Raw genomic sequence first — 18,547 nt, 5'->3', positions numbered from 1 at the left:
TCGTGGCCTTTGACCGCCCGTCCGGCGGAGATGCGGACTCTCGAGACTGCCCTCGTGGCCTCGGATGTCGCTGGAATCGTTGTCCATGGCGCCTCGGGTGTGGGGAAAAGCCGGATCGCACGTGAGGCACTGTCGGCTGCCGAGTCGCGGGGCAGTGAAACACGTTGGGCGGTAGGCACATCTGCGGCGCGCGCAATTCCACTCGGCGCCTTCACGGCGTGGATGCCGCCGGGTGTCACCGACACGGTTCAGTTGTTGCGGGGGGTGATCGAATCGCTGGTGGCCGCCCCTGCCGGCGCCACGGTTGTGGTGGGCGTCGATGACGCGCATCTGCTCGACGACCTGTCGGCCTTCGTCGTGCTCCAGATCGTGCAGCGAAACCTGGCGAGGGTGATTCTCACCGTACGTGAGGGCGAGTCAATTCCCGCTGCGGTGCATGAGATTTGGGCCTCTGGTCGGTTCGAAAGGCTCGATCTGCGGCCGTTGTCGATCGAGGAGACCACCACGTTGCTGGCGATGGCGATGGCGGGACCGGTGGATCCTGATGCGGTTCAGCGGCTCTGGAAGCTGACTCACGGCAACGTGTTGTATCTGCGTCACATCGTCGAGCAGGAGGTCGCCGACGGCCGGATCGCGCAACTGCGCGGCTACTGGCGGTGGATTGGGGATCCAATCATGCCGCTCAGCCTGGTCGAGCTCATCGAAAGTCGCTTCGGAACCCTGCCCGGGCCGATCAGCGATGTGATCGACACGCTGTCAGTCGGGGAGCCGATCGATCTGGCCGCCCTGACCCGGATCACCGACCCTGTCGCGGTCGAGGAGGCCGATACCCGCGGCCTGATCACGCTGGAGTTCAGTGTCGGAGGTGTTCAGGTGCGGGTCGCGCATCCGCTCTACGGTGAAGTGCGCCGCACCCGTGCGCCGGCCACCCGGCTACGGCGGTTGCGCGGAGTGGTGGCCGCTGAACTCGCCAGGGCCGATGATCGAGACGACATCCACGTGCTGGTGCGCCGAGCTAGCCTGAGTCTCGACTCCGACCTCACCCCCGATGCCGATTTGCTGGTCCGGGCGGCGCGTGGCGCCGTCTGGCTGGCGGACTTGCCTCTCGCCGAACGACTTGCCGGAGCGGCGATCCGCGCCGGTGGCGGGCCGGAGTCGAGTTTCGTTCGTGCACACGCATTGTCGTGGCTGGGCCGTGGCCGGGAGGCCGACAGTGTGCTCGCCGAGATCGCCGCCAGCGACTTGGCCGACGGCGAGCGGGCCCGGTTGGCGTTTCTGCGGGCCAGCAACATGCTCTGGGCGCTCGGTGAACCCGCGCGGGCGAAGGAAATCATCGATGAGGCTTCGCGCACCGTACCGCGGCAGGCTCGCCGTTACATCGATGCCTTCCTCACGGTGTACTGGTTTGCCGTGGACCGCCCGGATGCGGCGAGGCAGGCCGCCGAAGTGCTCGACGCGCAGGAGTTGCCCGCCGTTGTCGGCGCCGAGATTGCCTGGGTGCTTGCCTCCATCGCCGCGGACGCGGGGCGAACGGCCGAGGCCGTGGCCACCGCGGAGGCCGGGTATGGCGTCGCGGCTCGTTCTCTTGACGCTCCGCAGATGAGTTTCAACATCGCCGATGCACACATCGGTGCCTTGCTGATGGCGGGACGGGTAGGCGATGCCGTCGAGGCGGCCGAGCGGGTCCGTCGGCAGGCCGCCCAGCTACCCGGGGCGGCGGGGTCGCTCGGTGTCGCCGTGGCGGGCCTGGCGGCCCTGGGGGCGGGCCGCCTGGACGCCGCGTGCCGGCTGTTGGAGCAGGCGGAAGCAGGATTGTCCGCCAGCCATGCCATCGGTTGGGGATACCGCTATCTCGTGCCGGGCATCACCGCGTCAGCCATGCGTGGTGCAACCGATGAGGCTGCCGCTGCTCTCGCCACGCTCGACACGCCGCCACGTCCTTTCCGCCTGCTCGATTGTGACCGGAGCCTGGCCCGGGCGTGGGTGGTCGCCGGCCAGGGCGCAGTCAGGGAGGCGGTCGCCGTTGTCAGATCGGCGGCCCAGGCCGCCGCGGCCAAAGGGCAGTTCGCGGCGGAAGTGATCTGTCTGCAGACCGCCGCTCAATTCGGGGATCGCACCGGTGCCGCCCGGCTGCGCGAGCTCGAAGATGTCGTCGAGGGGCCGCGGGTAGGCCTGGCAGCCCGGTTCGCCGCCGCGCTACGCGACGGAGATGCCGGGGAAATGGCCGTGGTATCGCTGGACTTCGAGCGTATGGGGGACCTGGTTGCCGCGGTCGATGCTGCCGCCCAGGCAGCGATCGAGTACCGCCGCCAAGACCTGCGCGGAACAGCGTTGGTCTGCTCGACCCGCGCCGCCGCCCTGGCCGAACAATGCGGTGGCGCGAGCACCCCGGCGCTGCGCCAGGCCGCGCAGCCCTTGCCTCTCACCGATCGCGAGCAAGAGATCGTGATGTTGATCAGCGCGGGATTGTCCAACCGGGAGATTGCCGAGCGGCTGACCGTTTCCGTTCGCACTGTCGAAAGCCACATCTACCGGGCGATGTTGAAGACGGACACCAACTGCCGTGACGAACTCGCAGCCCTGCGACCCCACCGCCCGTAGGTCCGGAGACTGCAGTAGTGCACCACTGAACTACAGCCGCCCCATGCCCGTGATGATTGATATGGATGCCTCGTTACCAGACGCCAAGCGGGGAGGGTTGACATGATTGCCCCACGATCGTGCGGTCACGATTGGGCCAAAGACGGCACCTTGCTGCGCGTTGATTGCGAACGCGGTATCGGCTGGGTCGCGACGCATTATGACCTGAATCTGCAAGTCATCCAGCTGTTCAGGGGCTCCGTTGACGAGGTGCACCGGACAGCATCGCAGTGGGCGCAGGCATAGGCGGTCAGCCTCGAATTCCTTGGGCGGTAGCGACATTGTTGAAAGGCCGGTCCCATCACGCATGCGGGTGACTTCGTCATCGCTGAAGTGGATCGCCGCGTTTCGCGCATCCGTCCGAGAAAGATCGTCGCGTCGGTGCCGGGGATGAGCTCGGTATTGCGCCAGTGCAACCGGGGGAGATTGCAGTAGTCCTCTACTGCGTACTGCGTATCGGAACAGAGTCACGATTTTCCGATCACAGTGCAGCAGAAAGAAGACCCATCATGTCCACGTTGTCTGCGGTACACGCCCATCCGTTGCACGTGCCGCACCTCAAGCACCTTCATGCGATCGAAGCCGTCGTGGCGATGTTCCACATGGGAACTCGGCCGGAACGGATCCACTATCCGCCGGACCTCACCTCCTTTCTCGAGAATGCCGCGTTGGCACGAGAGATGCGCCGACTGTGACGGCGCGAAGGACGATGAGGCGTACACCGGCATTGCCGGTCGCCTTACTCGCCATGAGTACCACCGTGGCCGGCACCAGCCTGATCGCCGTCCCCCCGGTGGCGGCATCGCCCGCCCCGCAGGCCGGGGACATCCAACTCACCGGCGGCGGCACGGCCCTGGTGTACGACGGCAGCGGTGGCCCGATGCTGCCGCCCCCGCAGTTTCTCGATGCGATCAACACGCTATATCTGCAGCCCGGCGGCTTCACCGGCACCTTGCAGGCCGAGCTGCTGCCCAACGAGCTCTATCCGATCACCGGTGTCAAGAGCTTGGGGTTCGGGGCGTCGGTGAGCCACGGGCTACCGATCATGCTCTCCGACATCCAAAATCAGATCGCCGCCGGCGGGGTGACATCGGAGAATCCCCTGGTGGTTTTCGGCTACTCGCAGAGCGCCGCGGTGGCCTCGCAGGTCATGCCGCAACTGCGCGACGCGGGTGTCCCCAGCGACCTGGTGCACTTCGTGCTGGTGGGCGATGTCAACAACCCCAACGGCGGCCTGTTGAACACCTTCGATTTTCCGGCCGGCAACAGCTGGGCCTTCACCGCCGCGAACTTCCCGTTCAGCCCCCCGACCCCGTCGGATCTGTATCCGACCGACATCTACAGCCTCGAATACGATGCCAGCGCCGACTTTCCGCATTACCCGCTCAATCTGTTGTCGGTCCTCAACGCCCTGATAGGAAACTTCACCCAGCACTTCATCTATGCGAACCTCACCCCGGAGCAGGTCGACAGTGCGATTCTGCTGCCGGGATCCGAGACGCTGTCCGGCGAAGGCCTCACCGACTACTACATGATTCCGAGCGCGAGCCTGCCGTTGCTGATGCCGCTGCTGTTCCTCCCCGGAATCGGCCAGCCCCTGTATGACCTGCTGGAGCCCGTCACACGGATCCTGGTGAACCTGGGCTACGGCAGCATCGACGAAGGATGGAATCAGGGGCCGGCGAATGTTCCCACGACGTTCGGGTTGTTCCCGCAGATCGACCTGGGCCAGCTTTCTACGGCACTGGGCAACGGCTTGCAGCAGGGAATCAACGACGCCCTCAACACCATTGCGAATCCGGTCAGCTATGAAGAGCAGCTCGCGCCCTGGCTGCCGTTCGCGGAATCGATCTACACCCACGGATTCGCGCCGGAGAACCCGACGTTTGACGATGTGATGGAGGGGCTTCTCACGCTCGCCGGCTTCCCGGTTTCCGACGTGACGCTCAATTCACCGGTGGCCGACATCATCACCATGATCAACAGCACGCTGGCCTACGACTACTCGGCGCTGCCGCCCGCCGCCGACGCGGTCAGTGCGCTGTTCACCAGCCTCCCCGCGTACGCCGCGAACATCTTTGTCGACCAGCTTCTGGACGGTGACCTTCTTGACGCGATCGGGCTTCCACTGGCGGCGTATTCAGGTCTGATCCCGTTCGATCTGCTGCTCGGTGCTCCACCGGCACTGTTCGCGGCCATCGGTACCCTGGACAACTTCATGGAGCTGTTCTCGTAAACGCCTTCGCCCAGTCGATATGACGTTCGAAACCGAGCAATTCCGCCTTGGCGCGGTAGCGAGTCGCCATTTCCAGGTAGGTGGCCTCGTCCCCCCGCGCGCGGGAGAGCAGCGCATTGAGCCGTAGCAGCGTGATCTCGCACATCGCCGAGCCTTGACCTGCCGGCAGGTTCGCCAACCAGCCGACTACATCTTCGGCTTCGGCCAGGTCGCCCTCGGAGCCGCGCGCCAGCAGGGTCTCCACCAGGACGGCGGTGCCCCACACCCCATAGAAGACATTGCCGGCGTTGCGCAATTCGTCGACCGCTGAGCGCATCACCGCAATGGCAGCATTGCGGTGGCCGCTGCGGGCGGTCTCTCGGGCGGCCCACACGTCGGTGACCGGGATCAGGAACAGGGCGCGCTTGCGCAGCCAGATGTCGCGGGTCTGCATCATCAGTTCAAGCCCCCGATGACGATCGGCCGCGTTGTCCCGATTGATCAGCACGACACCGAGCGCATAGCCGGCCAGCCCGAGTGCGCGATCGCTGCTGGCCCGTTGGGCGGATTGCAGCGCCTCCTCGCACGCGCGTTCCGCGGCGGCGCTGGGCCGAAGCACCCCGTACTGCAACGCGAAACCGTAGGTCCAGGCGACGGTGCTGCCCAGGGTTTCCGCGTTGCTGCGCAAGGCCATCGCAACGGCATCGTGGAGGTCTGGGAGCCATCCGGCACGGCCCAGCCACCACCGGGCACTGCCGCGCCATGCCAGTGCGATCGCGAGAGGTGATCCCACGCCGAAGTTGGCACCCTTGGCGGGGTCGCCCTCGGCCAGGTCGACGATGGTCTGCGACCACCGCAAGATCTCGTCGAATTCACCGACACAGAGCCAGTTGACGAACGCCATGAACGCCAAGCCCATGGTCGGGGAACGATCGCCGATCGACTCGAACAATGCCATCTGCTGGGATGCCAGCTGCGCGCCTTCACGTGATCGGCCCGCGTAAAGCAGCTCGGTGGCCAGGGCGGTCATCCCGATGGCCAGCGACACTTGATCGCCGGCCGCGCCGCACAACTCCTGCAGTTCCTCGAAGCGACTGCGGCTCTCCTGGACTTCTCGGGCCTGCCAGTCGGTGGCGCACAGCATGGTTCGCGGAGCGATGCGCATCGACAATCGTTCTGGGTCGGCTGCCGGAAGCGCGTCGGCGATGTTGCGCGCCCGCTCCCAGCTGCCCCGGGCCGCGACCAGATCGCGGTTGGTGGACCATGCCCCGGCGCGCATGTGCCAGGCGTACGCCTCGCGCAGTTCGCCCGCAGCCTGCAGGTGTTCGGCTATCAACGCCGCGTTGTCGTCCATCGACCCAGGCGCACGCTCCTGGATCGCTGCGGCCAGCTTCCGGTGCCATCGGGCGCGATCGGACTTGAGCTGCGATTCGTAGACCACAGTGCGGATCAGCGGATGCCGAAAGGCGTACTGGGCACTCGCGGTGAGATCAACCTCATCGATGAGCTCCGCCTCGAGCAGCTCGTCGAACACCGCATCGACGCCCAGTGCGGGCAACAGCTCCGCGCCGAAGCGTGCTCCGATCACCGAGGCCGCGTTCAATGTTCGTTTGGCCCCGCTGCTGAGCTGGTCGGTGCGCGCCTCAATGGCCGCCTGCACAGTGGGGGGCACCGTGACGTCCGCGGCCCGCGTGCGGCAGACGTAGCCGCCGTGTTCGCCCTCCAGCGCCCCGCGCTGGGCCAGCTCGCGCACCATCTCCTCGGCGAAGAACGGATTACCGGCGGCTCGCCCGGCAATGATCGCGGTCAGCTCGCCGACCGACGGATCCGATCCCAACAGCTCGCCGGTCAGCGCCGTGATGTCCGAATCATCTAGCGGAGCAAGGATTATTTTCTGTGCATCGGGTAGCTGGGTCAGCGCGCCGCGGTAGTCGGGGCGGTAGGTGATCAGCACCATCGAGGGGGTGCGGGGGAGCACTGCCAAGAAGTCCGCGATCAGAGAATCGCTGACGGCATCGATCCAGTGCGCATCCTCGATAATGAACAAAGTTGGTTCGGTGCGGGCCAACGACGCCGAGTTGATCAGAGCCGTCAGCCGGTCGCGGCGGGTATCGGCGTCGATCTGGGGCAGTGTCACATCAGGGTCGGCGATACCCAGCAGATCGTCGAGCAGCAGCAGATCCTGCGCGTCGGCGTGCCCAAAGCGGTCGCGGACCCGTGCGCGGGCGTCCTCGTCCCACCGGTCAGCTACGCCGATGCTCGCCCGCAGCAGCCTCGACACGGCCTGGAACGGGATGTCACCGGCATGCGACTCGCAGAATGCCCACACCACCTTCACGCCGCGACCTGCCGCGGCCGCCGCGGCCTCCCGGGCCATCCGGCTCTTCCCGATGCCCGGCGCCCCCACCACACTGGTCACACTGCCGTGACCGCGGATCGCGCGGTCGACCATCGCCGCTACGGCGGCCAGCTCCCCGCGCCGGCCGATGAGGCTGGACTCCGCACGCCGGACCGCGCGATGCCGCTCGGCCATGCCAAACAGCTGTCGGGCGGGCACGGGGTCGTGGGTGCCTTTGATTCGAACCCATTCGACATCACCTAGTGCGGCCGTGCCTTCGACGAGCGCGGCTGTCGACATGCTCAGCATGATCCCGCTTGGTGGCGCGACCGACTCCATCCGTTGGGCTATCCCGACCTGCTCACCCACCGCGGCGTAGCCGAACTGTCCCGACCCGATCCCGCCCCCGATCACCTCGCCGGAGTTCAACCCGACCCGCAGCCGCAGCTCGATACCGTCGCGTTCGGCGACCTCGACAGCAAGCCGCTTGGACTGCTCTTGAACCTCCAGGGCCGCCAGACAGGCCCGTACGGCGTGGTCTTCCACGGCGACGGGGGCCCCGAACACCGCCATGATCCCGTCGCCCGTCCACTGTGCGAGCGTGCTCCCGTAGCGCTGTACCACCGCCGCGCAGCGGTCGGCGAGTTCGGCCATGATCTCGCGCAAGCGCTCAGAACCCACCGCCGCGGCGATGTCCATCCAGTGCACCACGTCGGCGAACAGCGCCGTCACCTGCTTGTATTCGGCAGGTGCCGGGGTAGTTGCGACTGCCGTTCCGCACTCGTTGCAGAACTTGAAGGCCGCGGGCAGCCCCGTGCCGCACGAACTGCACACCAAGGCTGGCAGTTCCGACAGCGGCCCAATGCCGTTCACGTCGCTATCGTGTCACCGCAGACCCTTGGCTGGGTACCGCGTTCAGCAAGAAACTTCCAGTGGCGGCCTGGGACTACTCCGGGTGCGGCTCGGCGACCACGGTCGCCAGCTGTGGCTGCGCCTCGGCCTTGACCCGCGCGAACAGCTCTTTGTAGTACGGCATGCAGTCGGCCATCGCCTGCTCGGTGGTGAACAGCGGCCGGTAGCCGAGGTCGCGGCCGGCCTTGGCGATCGAGAAGTAGTTGTTCAGGTAAAGCCGCTCCACCGCACCGGGTTCCAACATCGGTTCGGGTAGGCCGAAGCGGAAGTGCAGCCACTGCCAGGCGAACATCACGTCGCGCACCATGCGTCCGGAAACCCGCAGCCGGGGCCAGTGCTCGCCGCACGCTTCGACGACCGGCCGCGCGAACTCGAACATGTTGATCGGTTCGCCGTCGTTGATGAAGTAGGCCTGACCGGGCGCCGATCCGCCGGGAACCAAGTGCTCGGCGGCCAGGATGAAGCCGTGAATCAGGTTGTGCACGTAGGAGTTGTCGAGCTTGGCTCGTTTACTGCCGATGAGAACTTTGACGTGACCGGCGACCACGCTTTCGAACAGCTTGCGGAACATGGTCTGGTCACCGTCGCCCCAGATGCCCGACGGACGGATCGCACACGTGAGCATGCCGTCGATGCCGTTCTCGCCCAGCACGAACTTCTCGGCGACCACTTTGGTCTCGGTGTAGAGGTCGTTGAACTTGGTGGTGTAGGCCATGGTCTCGTCGCCGCCAGAGATGGCTTTGCCGCCCATCACCACACTGTTGGAGGCGGTGTAGACGAACCGCTTCACCCCGGCCAGCTGTGCGGCCTGGACCAGATTCTTGGTGCCGTCGACGTTGACCGCGAAACTGCGCCGGCGGATCTCGTCGGTGACTTTGGCACCGCCCTGCAGATCGATGATGGCCGCGGTGTGGAACACGGTGTCGATGTTGGCGACCGCCGCTGCCACCGTCGGAGGGTCGCAGATGTCGCCTTCGAGCTTCTCCAGGTTCGGGTGGTCGGGCAGGCTCGACGGTGCGCGGTCGAAGGAGCGCACCTGGTAGCCGCGTTCCAGCAGTGTCCTGACGAAGTTGGTTCCTACGAAGCCGGAGCCCCCGGTGACCAGTACCCGGCCGAGTTCCGTAGTCAGTGATGGATCACCCATCGGGCGAGCATAACTGAACGTGTTTCAGTTCCCGTGGTCTTGCCCAGGGGGAGGTCACCCGCGGTCGTCGTCGGCGGGCTCGGCGTCCAGCGCTTCCTGCACCCGGCGCCGGGCTCCGGCCAGGTGCTCTTCACACCGCTTGGCCAGCTGCTCGCCCCGTTCCCACAGGCTCAGTGACGCGTCGAGATCCATTCCGCCCTGCTCCAGACGCTGCACCACGTCAATCAGCTCGTCGCGGCACTGCTCATAGCCGAGCTCACTAACGGGTGTCACCGGATCGGCCTGCTCAGCTGCCATCGCTGGGTCCTTCAAGAAGTCGCCCCTCACTCGTCGCCGCCACGGCCCCGTCGGCCACCCGGATTCGCAGCCGGGTCCCGGCCGCCGCATCGTCGACCGACCGCAGTACGTGCGGCCCCGCTGCGCCGACAGTCTGGACGACCGCATAGCCGCGCGCCAATGTCGCGGCCGGGCCCAGGGTAGCCAGCCGAGCCGCCAGATGCCCCACCCGTTCGCTTTGCACGGCGATCAGCCGGGTGACATCGCGGCGCACCGCGGCCAGGGCGCGCTGGACCTCCTCGCCGCGCTCGGTCAGCGCGCGCAGCGGGTCGGCCAGCACCGGTCGGCTGCGCAGCTGCATCAGCACGCGGTCCTCACGCACCACCCAGTTACGCACCGCCTGCGCACTGCGTCGCCGCAGGTCATCGACCAGCGCCTGTTCGGCGGCGGCGTCCGGAACGATCCGCTTCGCCGCGTCGGTGGGGGTCGCCGCGCGCAGGTCAGCGACCAGATCGCACAACGGGCTGTCGGGTTCGTGGCCGATCGCGCTGACCACCGGGGTGCGGCACGCCGCGATGGCCCGGCACAGGCTTTCGTCGGAGAACGGCAGCAGATCCTCGACGCTGCCGCCGCCGCGGGCCAGCACGATCACCTCGACGGCTTCGTCGGCGTCCAGGTCGCGCAGCGCCTCGACGATCTGGGCGACGGCGGTCGGTCCCTGCACGGCGGTGTTGCGCACCGCGAAGCGCACCGCCGGCCACCGGGTGCCGGCTACCGTCATGACGTCGTGCTCGGCGGCGCTGGCACGACCGGTGATCAGCCCGATGGTGCCTGGCAGGAACGGCAGCGGCCGTTTCAGGCGCGGATCGAACAATCCCTCGGCGTCCAGCAGCCGCCGTAGCCGCTCGATGCGCGCCAGCAGTTCACCGATCCCGACGGCGCGGATCTCGCTCAGGCGCAGCGAGAAGGTGCCCCGGGCGGTGTAGAAGTTGGGCTTACCGCAGACCACCACCTGGGTGCCTTCGGTCAGTTTGACCGGCGCCGAAGCCACCATTTCGGGGCTGCACGTCACGGTCAGGGACATGTCGGCGGCCGGATCGCGCAACACCATGAACACGGTCCGCACGCCCGGGCGCAGGTTGATCTGGGTGAGCTGCCCTTCCACCCACACCGAACCCAGCCGGTCGATCCAGCCCTTGACCCGGATGGCAACCGCGCGGACCGGGAACGGGTTTTCGGCGGATTCGCCCGGCGCGGGGGCGGTCACTTCGCGGTGGTGCGGGTGATCCTGTTGGCCAGCAGCGTCTGGAACGGTGCCCGGGCCTTGGTGGCCTCTTCATAGGCGAGCAGGGTCTCCAGCTCGTCGAGGCTGAGCGAGGCCAGCCGGGCCCGCAGCTGGGCCAGGGTCAGCGAGCCGTAGTCGAGCTCGTCGACCAGGTCGGGGGTGGGCACGGCAGAGTCCGCGGCCCCGTTGCGGCCGGCCGGGGCCTCGTCGGCGGGTGCGCTCGGCGGAGTGGCCCCCTCTTCGCTGAACGAATACAGGGCGAAGCGCCCTTCGGTGCGCGGGTCGGCGTCGTCGTCGTCGAAAGCCGCGGCACCGCCGTCGAAACTGTCCTCGATGTCGTCATCGAAGGTTGCCCACTCCGGCTGCTCGTCTTTCGGCGGGAACAGCGACTCGAGAGTGGTGTCGCCTTTGTTGACCAGCTCGGCGACACCCTGCTGCCAGCGCATCACCGCGTGCGCGGCCTGGCTGGCCAGCGTCATCGGGTAGGTCAGGATGGTTTGCGGCAGCTTCAGGGTCTCTTCGACCGCGACGGTGGCCGCGCCGACCAGAAGCCGGACTCCAAAGGGTGCAGTTGCCATGGCCCCCAGCCTGCCTTACCCGCCGGTCATCTCCAAGTATTGACCGGCATGACGCGAGCTGGCGGTCTCGTGTTGGCAGACCGTACGCTGGTTGCCATGCCCGAAACCGTCGACGTGGAGATCGCCTACAGTTCAGCAGCGCGGGTGAACGGCGCCCCCGCGGGCAAGCGGGTGCTGCTGGCGGAGCCGCGCGGGTACTGCGCGGGCGTGGACCGGGCAGTCGAGACCGTCGAGCGGGCGCTGGAGAAGCACGGCGCCCCGGTATACGTGCGGCACGAGATCGTGCACAACAAGCATGTGGTCGACACCTTGACGAACAAGGGCGCGGTCTTTGTGCACGAGACCGACGAGGTCCCCGAAGGCGCGATCGTGGTGTTCTCCGCGCATGGCGTGGCGCCGACCGTGCACGAGTCGGCCGCGGACCGCAACCTGCGGGTGATCGACGCGACCTGCCCTCTGGTGACCAAGGTGCACAACGAGGCCAAGCGGTTCGCCCGAGACGGCTACGACATTCTGCTGATCGGCCACGCCGGCCACGAAGAGGTCGTCGGGATCATCGGCGAGGCGCCCAACGACGTGCAGCTGGTCGACGGCTTAGATGCGGTAGCCGCGGTGACCGTCCGCGACGAGAACAAGATCGTGTGGCTGTCGCAGACCACGCTCAGCGTCGACGAGACCATGCAGACAGTGCTCAAGCTGCGTGAACGGTTCCCGAACCTGCAGGATCCGCCCAGCGACGACATCTGCTACGCCACCCAGAACCGCCAGACCGCGGTCAAGGCGATGGCCCCGGAGTGCGAGCTGGTGATCGTGGTGGGCTCGCGGAACTCCTCGAACTCCTGCCGACTGGTCGAGGTGGCGCTGGGTGCCGGTGCCCGCGCGGCCCACCTGGTCGACTACGCCGAAGACATCGACCCGGCGTGGCTGGCTCCCGAGGCCGGCGAGGTGCAGACCATCGGCGTCACCTCGGGTGCGTCGGTGCCGGAGATCCTGGTCCGCGGTGTGCTGGAGCGTCTCGGCGAGTACGGCTACGGGACTGTGTACCCGGTGGCCACCGCCAACGAGACCTTGGTGTTCGCGTTGCCGCGCGAGATCCGGCCGAGCCGCCGGTAGATCGGGTCGGCGCCATCGGGCGTCGCTAGATGTCGAACTCCCAGGAGTCGGCGTCCTCGCGCGGTTGACGCGAGCGGCTGCGGGGCGCTGCCTCGGCCTCGTCGGCTCCTGACCTGCGGTAGCGCACCTGGGAAACGGGGTGCCGAGTGCCGGTTCCGTTGCCGCGCCCCTCAGCTCCCGGCGGAGCCGGCCGGCGCCGGGGCATCGATTCGGGTGCCTCGGAGGGACGGTAGCTGCGCGGATGCGGATCCCGATTGGCCCTCGAGAGCGGGTCAGCTTGGCGCGAGGCGTCCTGGGGCGGGCGCGGCCGGCGCCGCGGCTCGTCTTGCCAGTCGGGTGCCGGACGCCGGCGCGGCTGGCGCTCGTCGTGCGCCTCGGGAGCCGGGCGTCGCCGCCGCTGCACGGGTTCGTCGCGGCCGTCCGCTGCGGGACGCCGACGCGGGCGCGGGTGGTCTGCGGCGCGGGCGTCCAGGTCCGGCCGAACGTGCCGCGAACGCGTCGGCGCCGAGCCGTTGGAAGCACCGCGGCGCTCGGTGGAGCGGGTCCGTGATCGGGCCCCAGAACCCCCACGCGCGGCCCGCCGGGACTCTGCGGTGGCGCGACGCGGGCGCTGACCCGGGCGCTCGCTGCGGGAGGCCGGCTTCTCGATGGCGTGCGCGGGGTTGCGGGTCAGGGCCGAGGTGAGCATGGCGCCGATGCGGTCGCTGAATGTGGCCCGCTTCGGGGTGGCGTCGTCTTCGCTATCGCGGGTCTCGCGCTTCGCGGTTCCGCCCAGCATCCCCAGATACCACCGGACCATCCCGATCAGCAGCACGGCCGCGGCCGTGAACAGCATCAGCGGGAAACGTTCGATCAGGGGGTAGCCGCAGTTGATGACGATGGCCTTGAGGCCCGGGAACCCGCCGCCGCGCAGCATCCAGTACGCGCCGGGCACGGTGGCGAACAGGATCAATGGCGGCTGGACCACCGTGGTGAACACCGCCGATTGCTGCACCATGAGAACCGCGGCGATACAGCCCATCGCGTAGAGGGCGGAGAAGACGATGGACAGTTCTTTGTCGCCGGAGCCGGCGTCGAAGGCCACTCCGACCGCGGTCGCGACCACCGCCACTGCCACCGCACTCCACCACGGCAAACCGGCGATGCTCGGCAAGATCGAACGGTGGTCAGCGGCCACTGCCGACTTCTCCCGCGCTACTGCCACACACTGAAGGTACCGGCTGGCGGCGGCGGGGACGCACGGCGGCACGCCCCGGGCTCTAGACTTGGCTTCCCGTGAGCCTGAGCCTGGGAATCGTGGGGTTGCCCAACGTTGGTAAGTCGACCCTGTTCAACGCGCTGACACACAACGATGTGTTGGCCGCCAACTACCCGTTCGCGACGATCGAGCCCAACGAGGGTGTGGTGCCGCTGCCCGATCCCCGGCTGACCAAGCTGGCGGAGATCTTCGGCTCCGAGCGGATCCTGCCCGCGCCGGTGACGTTCGTCGACATCGCCGGCATCGTCAAGGGCGCCTCGGAGGGGGCCGGGCTGGGCAACAAGTTCCTGGCCAACATCCGCGAGTGCGACGCCATCTGTCAGGTGGTGCGGGTGTTCGCCGACGACGACGTGGTGCACGTCGACGGCAAGGTGGACCCCGAGGCCGACATCGAGGTGATCGCCACCGAGCTGATCCTGGCTGACATGCAGACCCTGGAGAAGGCGGTTCCGCGGCTGGAGAAGGAAGCTCGCAACAACAAGGACCGCAAGCCCATGCACGAGGCCGCGGTGGCCGCCGCGGCGATCCTCGACACCGGCAAGACCCTGTTCGCCGCCGGGGTGGACACCGCGCCGCTGCGCGAGCTGAACCTGCTGACCACCAAGCCCTTCCTGTATGTGTTCAACGCCGACGAGTCGGTGCTCACCGATGCCGCGCGGGTCGCCGCGTTGCGCGAGCTGGTGGCCCCGGCCGACGCGGTGTTCCTCGACGCCAAGATCGAAGCCGAGCTCGCCGAGCTCGACGACGAGTCGGCGATGGAGCTGCTGGAGTCGATCGGGCAGAGCGAGCGCGGCCTGGATGCCTTGGCGCGGGCCGGATTTCACACTCTGAAGCTGCAGACCTACCTGACCGCCGGGCCCAAGGAGGCGCGGGCCTGGACCATCCACCAGGGCGACACCGCGCCCAAGGCCGCCGGGGTGATTCACACCGACTTCGAGAAGGGCTTCATCAAGGCCGAGGTGGTCTCCTACGACGACCTGGTCGAGGCCGGCTCGATGGCTGCGGCCAAGGCCGCCGGCAAGGTGCGCATGGAGGGCAAGGACTACGTCATGGCCGACGGGGACGTGGTCGAATTTCGGTTCAACGTGTAGGTGGACGGTCTCGCGTTAGCGTCTAGCGCATGGCCATCAAATTCGAGAACGTCGGCATCGCGGTGGACGACCTCGAAGCAACAATCGCCTTCTTCACCGACCTCGGTTTGACTCTCGTCGGACGTGACACCGTGAGCGGGGAATGGACCGACATCGCGGCGGGTCTCGACGGTAACCACGCCAACATTGCAATGCTCCAGACGGCTGACGGCCAGGGCCGCATCGAGCTGTTCGAGTACATCCACCCCTGGGCCATCGAGTCGAATCCGACGCTTCCGAACGAGATTGGTATGCACCGCGTCGCCTTCTCGGTCGACGACATCGACGAGGCTCTCGGTATCGCCGCGAAGCACGGATGTCACCCGCTCCGCGGTGTGGCCAACTACAACGACGTGTACAAGCTCACCTATGTCCGCGGTCCCAGCGGAATCATCGTCATGCTCGCCGAGGAGCTGGGGAACACCTGACTCATGGCGGGTGGCGCAGGCACGGCGGCGCGAGTGACGTTGCTTACAAGGGGCGAGCGGGCCAGGTGGTGGGAACGGGTCGCGCGTTAAATCCTCGAAACATCGGGTGCGCAACGGGCCAATAGGCGGTTAGCTGGTCGGTAACTGCCGATGGAGGGAGCGCCGAATGGTTGCGCGTAAGCCTCGATTGCGGACGGTCTCGGATGATCCGGCCCGAGTCGAATATCGAACCGTGCACGGATATCGCCGGGCGTATCGGGTGGCCGGGGACGGGCCGCCGCTGCTGTTGATCCATGGGATTGGAGACAATTCGTCGACCTGGAAGCCGCTGATCCCGCTGTTGGCGCAGAAGTACACGGTGATCGCCCCGGATCTCCTCGGTCACGGGCTCTCGGATCAGCCGCGCGCTGACTATTCCGTCGCCGCGTTCGCCAACGGCATGCGAGATCTGCTGTCGGTCTTGAATTGTGACCGGGTGACGGTCATCGGGCACTCCTTGGGCGGCGGGGTGGCGATGCAGTTCTGCTACCAGTACCCACAGATGGTTGAGCGGCTGGTGTTGGTGGCCGCCGGCGGGGTGACGCGCGAGGTCAACCCCGCGCTGCGGCTGGCGTCCCTGCCGGCTGCACCGCAGGCGCTGGCCGCACTTTCGGTGCCGGGATTTGAGACAGCGCTTCGGATGGTTCGGGGGCGACTCGACAAGACGAATCTGCCGGCGCTTCTAGTCGACCTGCCCGAGATCCTGCGGGTGCTAGGTGATTTGAGGTCGCCGAACAAGCGGGCGGCGTTCGTGCGGACGCTGCGCGCCGTGGTGGATTGGCGCGGGCAGATGGTCACCATGCTCGACCGCAGTTATCTCACTGAACGGCTCCCGATCATGATCGTCTGGGGCACTCACGATCTGGTGCTGCCGTATTCGCACGCCAAGCTCGCACACGCCGCTATGCCGCATTCGCGGCTGGAAACCTTCTTTGATTCCGGTCATTTCCCGTTCCGTGACGACCCGCTGCGGTTCGCCGACCTCGTCGACGACTTCATAACCAGCACGGTGCCGCTGGATTTCGACCTGGAACGGTGGCGTCGGCTGCTTGCCGACGGAGCGCCCGCCCCAGCGGCGGCGGATCCGGATGCGGAGTTGCTGCGCGCGTTGACAGACGGCCGCAGCGCCACCTGAGAGTGGATTTCGGCGGCCGCTAGTTCTCCACTGTCTGAGGTTGAAAGCCATCCGCGCCGGATACGTCGCCGACGTGTGTCTCGCCGGTGACCTCACCGCGACGGCGATAGGGGAGGCTCATCCTCATGTCGGTGGTTGAGGCGATCTACCTGGTCGCGGCTGTGCTGTGGATTGTTGTGGTGGTGGCCGCAGCGTGCGTCGGAGGCCACTACCTGGTGAAGCTTCGTGCCAGGCGCCGCCAGGTGACCGGGCTGATCGACACCGTGCGGCTGTCCATCGAGCGCGCCATCAGCCCGTACCGGGCAGTGGCCGCCGTCGGTGCCGCCGTTCTTCAGCGTGCGGTTGCCGGACGCGGCGTCTTCGGGAGCGTCGCTCAGTTGATGATCTCGTCGAGCCCTTCAGCGCGCAGCGCGGCCAGCTGATCACGCCATTCCTGAAGTGCTTCCGGCGTCAATCGCGGCCAATCGATGATCTCTTCGGCGACGCGCAGCGGTGCACTGCTGCGATACGAGCGGGTCGGGTTGCCGGGGAACTTCTTGTCGGTCACGTTGGGGTCGTTCTCGAACTCACCGGTCGGTTCGACCCGATACACCCGCGGCGTGCCGTCGCCGGCAGCGAGCTCGGCAGCCAGCCCGGCACCGCTGAGCAGCGCGGTGAAGTAGATGTGGTTCATCACGATCTCGGGCCGGTAGTTGGACCGGAAGCCCGCGCTGAGTAGGTCACCCACCATCAGTTGAGCCTTGGTGCCGTGAAAGAACGGGCCCGCTTCCTCGATCGCGTCCATCGGCTACAGGGTATCGACGCGTGGAGGCCCTCGATCGGTAATCTGACCGCGGTGCGGATTCGTGACTGCGTGGGGCCTGCCGAATATCCTCGGCTGGTGGCGATCTGGCGCAGTGCCGTCGATGCGACCCACGACTTTCTGACCGAAGCCGACCGCGCGGACATCGAGGGACAACTGGCCGATGTCTACTTCCCAGCCGTTCGCCTGACCGTCGCTGAGATCGACGGTGAACCGGTGGGTTTCGCCGGCACGGCGGGGGAGCACCTGGAGATGTTGTTCGTCCACGCCGACGCTCGCGGCCACGGAGTCGGAAGCGCGCTACTCCAACACGTGATCGCCGCGCAGGGGATCCGCCGCGTCGACGTCAACGAGCAGAACGAGCAGGCGGTCGAGTTCTACGTTCGGCGCGGTTTTGTCGTCACCGGGCGCAGCGACCTTGATGAGGCGGGTCGGCCATACCCGTTGCTGCACATGGAGGCACTGCTGGCGCAGGTCCTGAGCTATCTGGACGAGCATCGGCCGAGAGACTTGCTAGGGGCCTATCTCTACGGGTCGGCGGCCACCGCCGGGCTGCGGCCGGACAGCGACGTCGATCTGCTGGTTCTCACACGCACGTCGCTGTCGGAGGCCGAGCGGGCGTCGCTGGTGGCAGTGCTGTTGGGTGTGTCCGGGTGGAGCGGGCATGCCGCCCAATTCCCCGAGGTTGCCGACCGCCGGCCGTTGGAGCTGACCAGCCTCGTCGTGGCCGACGTTGATCCGTTGCCGCAGACACCCCGCCGCGACTTCCAAATCGGCGAATGGTTGCGCGCGGAGCTGCTGGACGGCCACGTCCCGCCTGCCGTTCCCGACCCCGACGTGGTGGTGCTGCTGGCCACCGCCCAGAGCGCTCACCGGGTGTTGCGCGGTCAGCCGCTCGGCGCTCTTGTCGCTCCGGTGCCGCCCGAGCTACTCCGGCGTGCCCAGCTCGCGTTGTTGCCCGAGCTCATGAACGACCCGGCGGGGGAGGAACGGTTCTTCCTGCTGACCTTGGCTCGCATGCTGGTCACGATCGAGACCGGGCAGATCGTCGCCAAGGACATTGCCGCGCAGCGTGTCGCACCGAGATTGACGGGACACGATCGTGCCCTGCTGGAGCTGGCCGGGCAGGATTATCTCGGTCTTGCCCAGGTCGATTGGCGCGACCATTACGACCACGTCGTGGCGTTGGTTCCAAAGCTGGTCGGCCTGATCCGACAGGCCGACGACGTCGCATCGGACGGTTAAATCGCGATC

General features: G+C 67.2%; 16 protein-coding genes. 9 read left to right on the top strand and 7 right to left on the bottom strand.

The annotated features are described in order from the left end of the window. Window positions 1-30: 30 nt before the first annotated feature. The 3 genes from EJK91_RS08590 to EJK91_RS08580 all read left to right on the top strand — a co-directional run bounded on the left by EJK91_RS08590 (window position 31) and on the right by EJK91_RS08580 (window position 4,876). Window positions 31-2,601 carry a helix-turn-helix transcriptional regulator gene (locus tag EJK91_RS08590; RefSeq protein ID WP_206430400.1) on the top strand — a complete coding sequence of 857 codons (2,571 nt, stop codon included), beginning with the start codon at window positions 31-33 and terminating at the stop codon, window positions 2,599-2,601. Between the two features lie 548 nt (window positions 2,602-3,149). Further along, window positions 3,150-3,335, top strand: a complete 186-nt coding sequence (locus tag EJK91_RS08585) for a hypothetical protein (RefSeq protein ID WP_024441112.1) — start codon at window positions 3,150-3,152, stop codon at window positions 3,333-3,335. 53 nt (window positions 3,336-3,388) lie between these two features. Continuing rightward, window positions 3,389-4,876, top strand: a complete 1,488-nt coding sequence (locus EJK91_RS08580) for a PE-PPE domain-containing protein (RefSeq protein WP_164517915.1) — start codon at window positions 3,389-3,391, stop codon at window positions 4,874-4,876. On the opposite strand, the gene EJK91_RS08575 is transcribed toward EJK91_RS08580, so the two are convergent. From EJK91_RS08575 to EJK91_RS08555, 5 genes are all read right to left on the bottom strand, one after another. Continuing rightward, window positions 4,857-8,066 carry an adenylate/guanylate cyclase domain-containing protein gene (locus EJK91_RS08575; protein ID WP_241178658.1) on the bottom strand — a complete coding sequence of 1,070 codons (3,210 nt, stop codon included), beginning with the start codon at window positions 8,064-8,066 and terminating at the stop codon, window positions 4,857-4,859. The two genes, EJK91_RS08580 and EJK91_RS08575, sit on opposite strands and share 20 nt — an antisense overlap. Before the next feature lie 73 nt (window positions 8,067-8,139). Then, window positions 8,140-9,249, bottom strand: a complete 1,110-nt coding sequence (locus EJK91_RS08570) for a 3-beta-hydroxysteroid dehydrogenase (protein WP_125078703.1) — start codon at window positions 9,247-9,249, stop codon at window positions 8,140-8,142. Window positions 9,250-9,303: 54 nt separating this feature from the next. Next, complete coding sequence (locus EJK91_RS08565) at window positions 9,304-9,546, bottom strand: exodeoxyribonuclease VII small subunit (protein ID WP_024441116.1); 243 nt, start codon at window positions 9,544-9,546, stop codon at window positions 9,304-9,306. Further along, a complete protein-coding gene (xseA, locus tag EJK91_RS08560; protein ID WP_125078702.1) occupies window positions 9,536-10,792 on the bottom strand; it encodes an exodeoxyribonuclease VII large subunit in 1,257 nt (418 codons plus the stop codon). The genes EJK91_RS08565 and xseA overlap by 11 nt, the downstream gene beginning before the upstream one ends. Beyond that, a complete protein-coding gene (locus tag EJK91_RS08555) occupies window positions 10,789-11,388 on the bottom strand; it encodes a lipid droplet-associated protein (RefSeq protein WP_125078701.1) in 600 nt (199 codons plus the stop codon). The genes xseA and EJK91_RS08555 overlap by 4 nt, the downstream gene beginning before the upstream one ends. Window positions 11,389-11,484: 96 nt before the next feature. Here EJK91_RS08555 and EJK91_RS08550 point away from each other — a divergent pair, with 96 nt between their 5' ends. Further along, entirely contained in the window at window positions 11,485-12,501 is a 1,017-nt protein-coding gene (locus EJK91_RS08550) for a 4-hydroxy-3-methylbut-2-enyl diphosphate reductase (RefSeq protein ID WP_024441119.1), read from the top strand. Window positions 12,502-12,526: 25 nt separating this feature from the next. On the opposite strand, the gene EJK91_RS08545 is transcribed toward EJK91_RS08550, so the two are convergent. After that, window positions 12,527-13,705, bottom strand: coding sequence for a DUF6542 domain-containing protein (locus tag EJK91_RS08545; protein ID WP_206430399.1), 1,179 nt, complete (start codon window positions 13,703-13,705; stop codon window positions 12,527-12,529). A 71-nt stretch (window positions 13,706-13,776) separates the two neighbouring features. Here EJK91_RS08545 and ychF point away from each other — a divergent pair, with 71 nt between their 5' ends. From ychF to EJK91_RS08525, 4 genes are all read left to right on the top strand, one after another. Beyond that, window positions 13,777-14,850 carry a redox-regulated ATPase YchF gene (gene ychF, locus EJK91_RS08540; protein ID WP_046300016.1) on the top strand — a complete coding sequence of 358 codons (1,074 nt, stop codon included), beginning with the start codon at window positions 13,777-13,779 and terminating at the stop codon, window positions 14,848-14,850. A gap of 29 nt (window positions 14,851-14,879) precedes the next feature. Further along, the gene (locus EJK91_RS08535) at window positions 14,880-15,317 is read left to right on the top strand and encodes a VOC family protein (RefSeq protein ID WP_125078700.1); all 438 of its coding nucleotides are present in this window, start codon (window positions 14,880-14,882) and stop codon (window positions 15,315-15,317) included. A 166-nt stretch (window positions 15,318-15,483) separates the two neighbouring features. Continuing rightward, window positions 15,484-16,491 (top strand): alpha/beta fold hydrolase, encoded by a 1,008-nt coding sequence (locus EJK91_RS08530; RefSeq protein WP_125078699.1) that lies wholly within the window; start codon window positions 15,484-15,486, stop codon window positions 16,489-16,491. A gap of 125 nt (window positions 16,492-16,616) precedes the next feature. Continuing rightward, window positions 16,617-16,913 carry a hypothetical protein gene (locus EJK91_RS08525; RefSeq protein WP_206430398.1) on the top strand — a complete coding sequence of 99 codons (297 nt, stop codon included), beginning with the start codon at window positions 16,617-16,619 and terminating at the stop codon, window positions 16,911-16,913. On the opposite strand, the gene arr is transcribed toward EJK91_RS08525, so the two are convergent. Further along, window positions 16,865-17,275: an NAD(+)--rifampin ADP-ribosyltransferase gene (gene arr / locus EJK91_RS08520; protein ID WP_125078698.1), complete on the bottom strand. Its 411-nt coding sequence runs from the start codon at window positions 17,273-17,275 to the stop codon at window positions 16,865-16,867. The two genes, EJK91_RS08525 and arr, sit on opposite strands and share 49 nt — an antisense overlap. Before the next feature lie 96 nt (window positions 17,276-17,371). Between arr and EJK91_RS23110 the strand changes: the two genes are divergently transcribed. Then, a complete protein-coding gene (locus tag EJK91_RS23110) occupies window positions 17,372-18,538 on the top strand; it encodes an acetyltransferase (RefSeq protein WP_444850805.1) in 1,167 nt (388 codons plus the stop codon). Window positions 18,539-18,547: the final 9 nt, after the last annotated feature.

The sequence above is a fragment of the Mycobacterium sp. P7213 genome, assembly GCF_900604305.1.
In the GTDB taxonomy this organism is placed as follows: domain Bacteria; phylum Actinomycetota; class Actinomycetes; order Mycobacteriales; family Mycobacteriaceae; genus Mycobacterium.
The sequence above is the reverse complement of the archived record's forward strand: the minus strand, read 5'-3'. Positions and strand labels throughout refer to the sequence as shown.

Excerpts from the sequence above, each read along its gene's own strand:
- EJK91_RS08590 (WP_206430400.1), top strand. The coding sequence starts at position 31 with ATGCGGACTCTCGAGACTGCCCTCGTGGCCTCGGATGTCGCTGGAATC.
- EJK91_RS08585 (WP_024441112.1), top strand. The coding sequence starts at position 3,150 with ATGTCCACGTTGTCTGCGGTACACGCCCATCCGTTGCACGTGCCGCAC.
- EJK91_RS08580 (WP_164517915.1), top strand. The coding sequence starts at position 3,389 with ATGAGTACCACCGTGGCCGGCACCAGCCTGATCGCCGTCCCCCCGGTG.
- EJK91_RS08570 (WP_125078703.1), bottom strand. The coding sequence starts at position 9,249 with ATGGGTGATCCATCACTGACTACGGAACTCGGCCGGGTACTGGTCACC.
- EJK91_RS08565 (WP_024441116.1), bottom strand. The coding sequence starts at position 9,546 with ATGGCAGCTGAGCAGGCCGATCCGGTGACACCCGTTAGTGAGCTCGGC.
- EJK91_RS08555 (WP_125078701.1), bottom strand. The coding sequence starts at position 11,388 with ATGGCAACTGCACCCTTTGGAGTCCGGCTTCTGGTCGGCGCGGCCACC.
- EJK91_RS08550 (WP_024441119.1), top strand. The coding sequence starts at position 11,485 with ATGCCCGAAACCGTCGACGTGGAGATCGCCTACAGTTCAGCAGCGCGG.
- EJK91_RS08535 (WP_125078700.1), top strand. The coding sequence starts at position 14,880 with ATGGCCATCAAATTCGAGAACGTCGGCATCGCGGTGGACGACCTCGAA.
- EJK91_RS08530 (WP_125078699.1), top strand. The coding sequence starts at position 15,484 with ATGGTTGCGCGTAAGCCTCGATTGCGGACGGTCTCGGATGATCCGGCC.
- EJK91_RS08525 (WP_206430398.1), top strand. The coding sequence starts at position 16,617 with ATGTCGGTGGTTGAGGCGATCTACCTGGTCGCGGCTGTGCTGTGGATT.
- arr (WP_125078698.1), bottom strand. The coding sequence starts at position 17,275 with ATGGACGCGATCGAGGAAGCGGGCCCGTTCTTTCACGGCACCAAGGCT.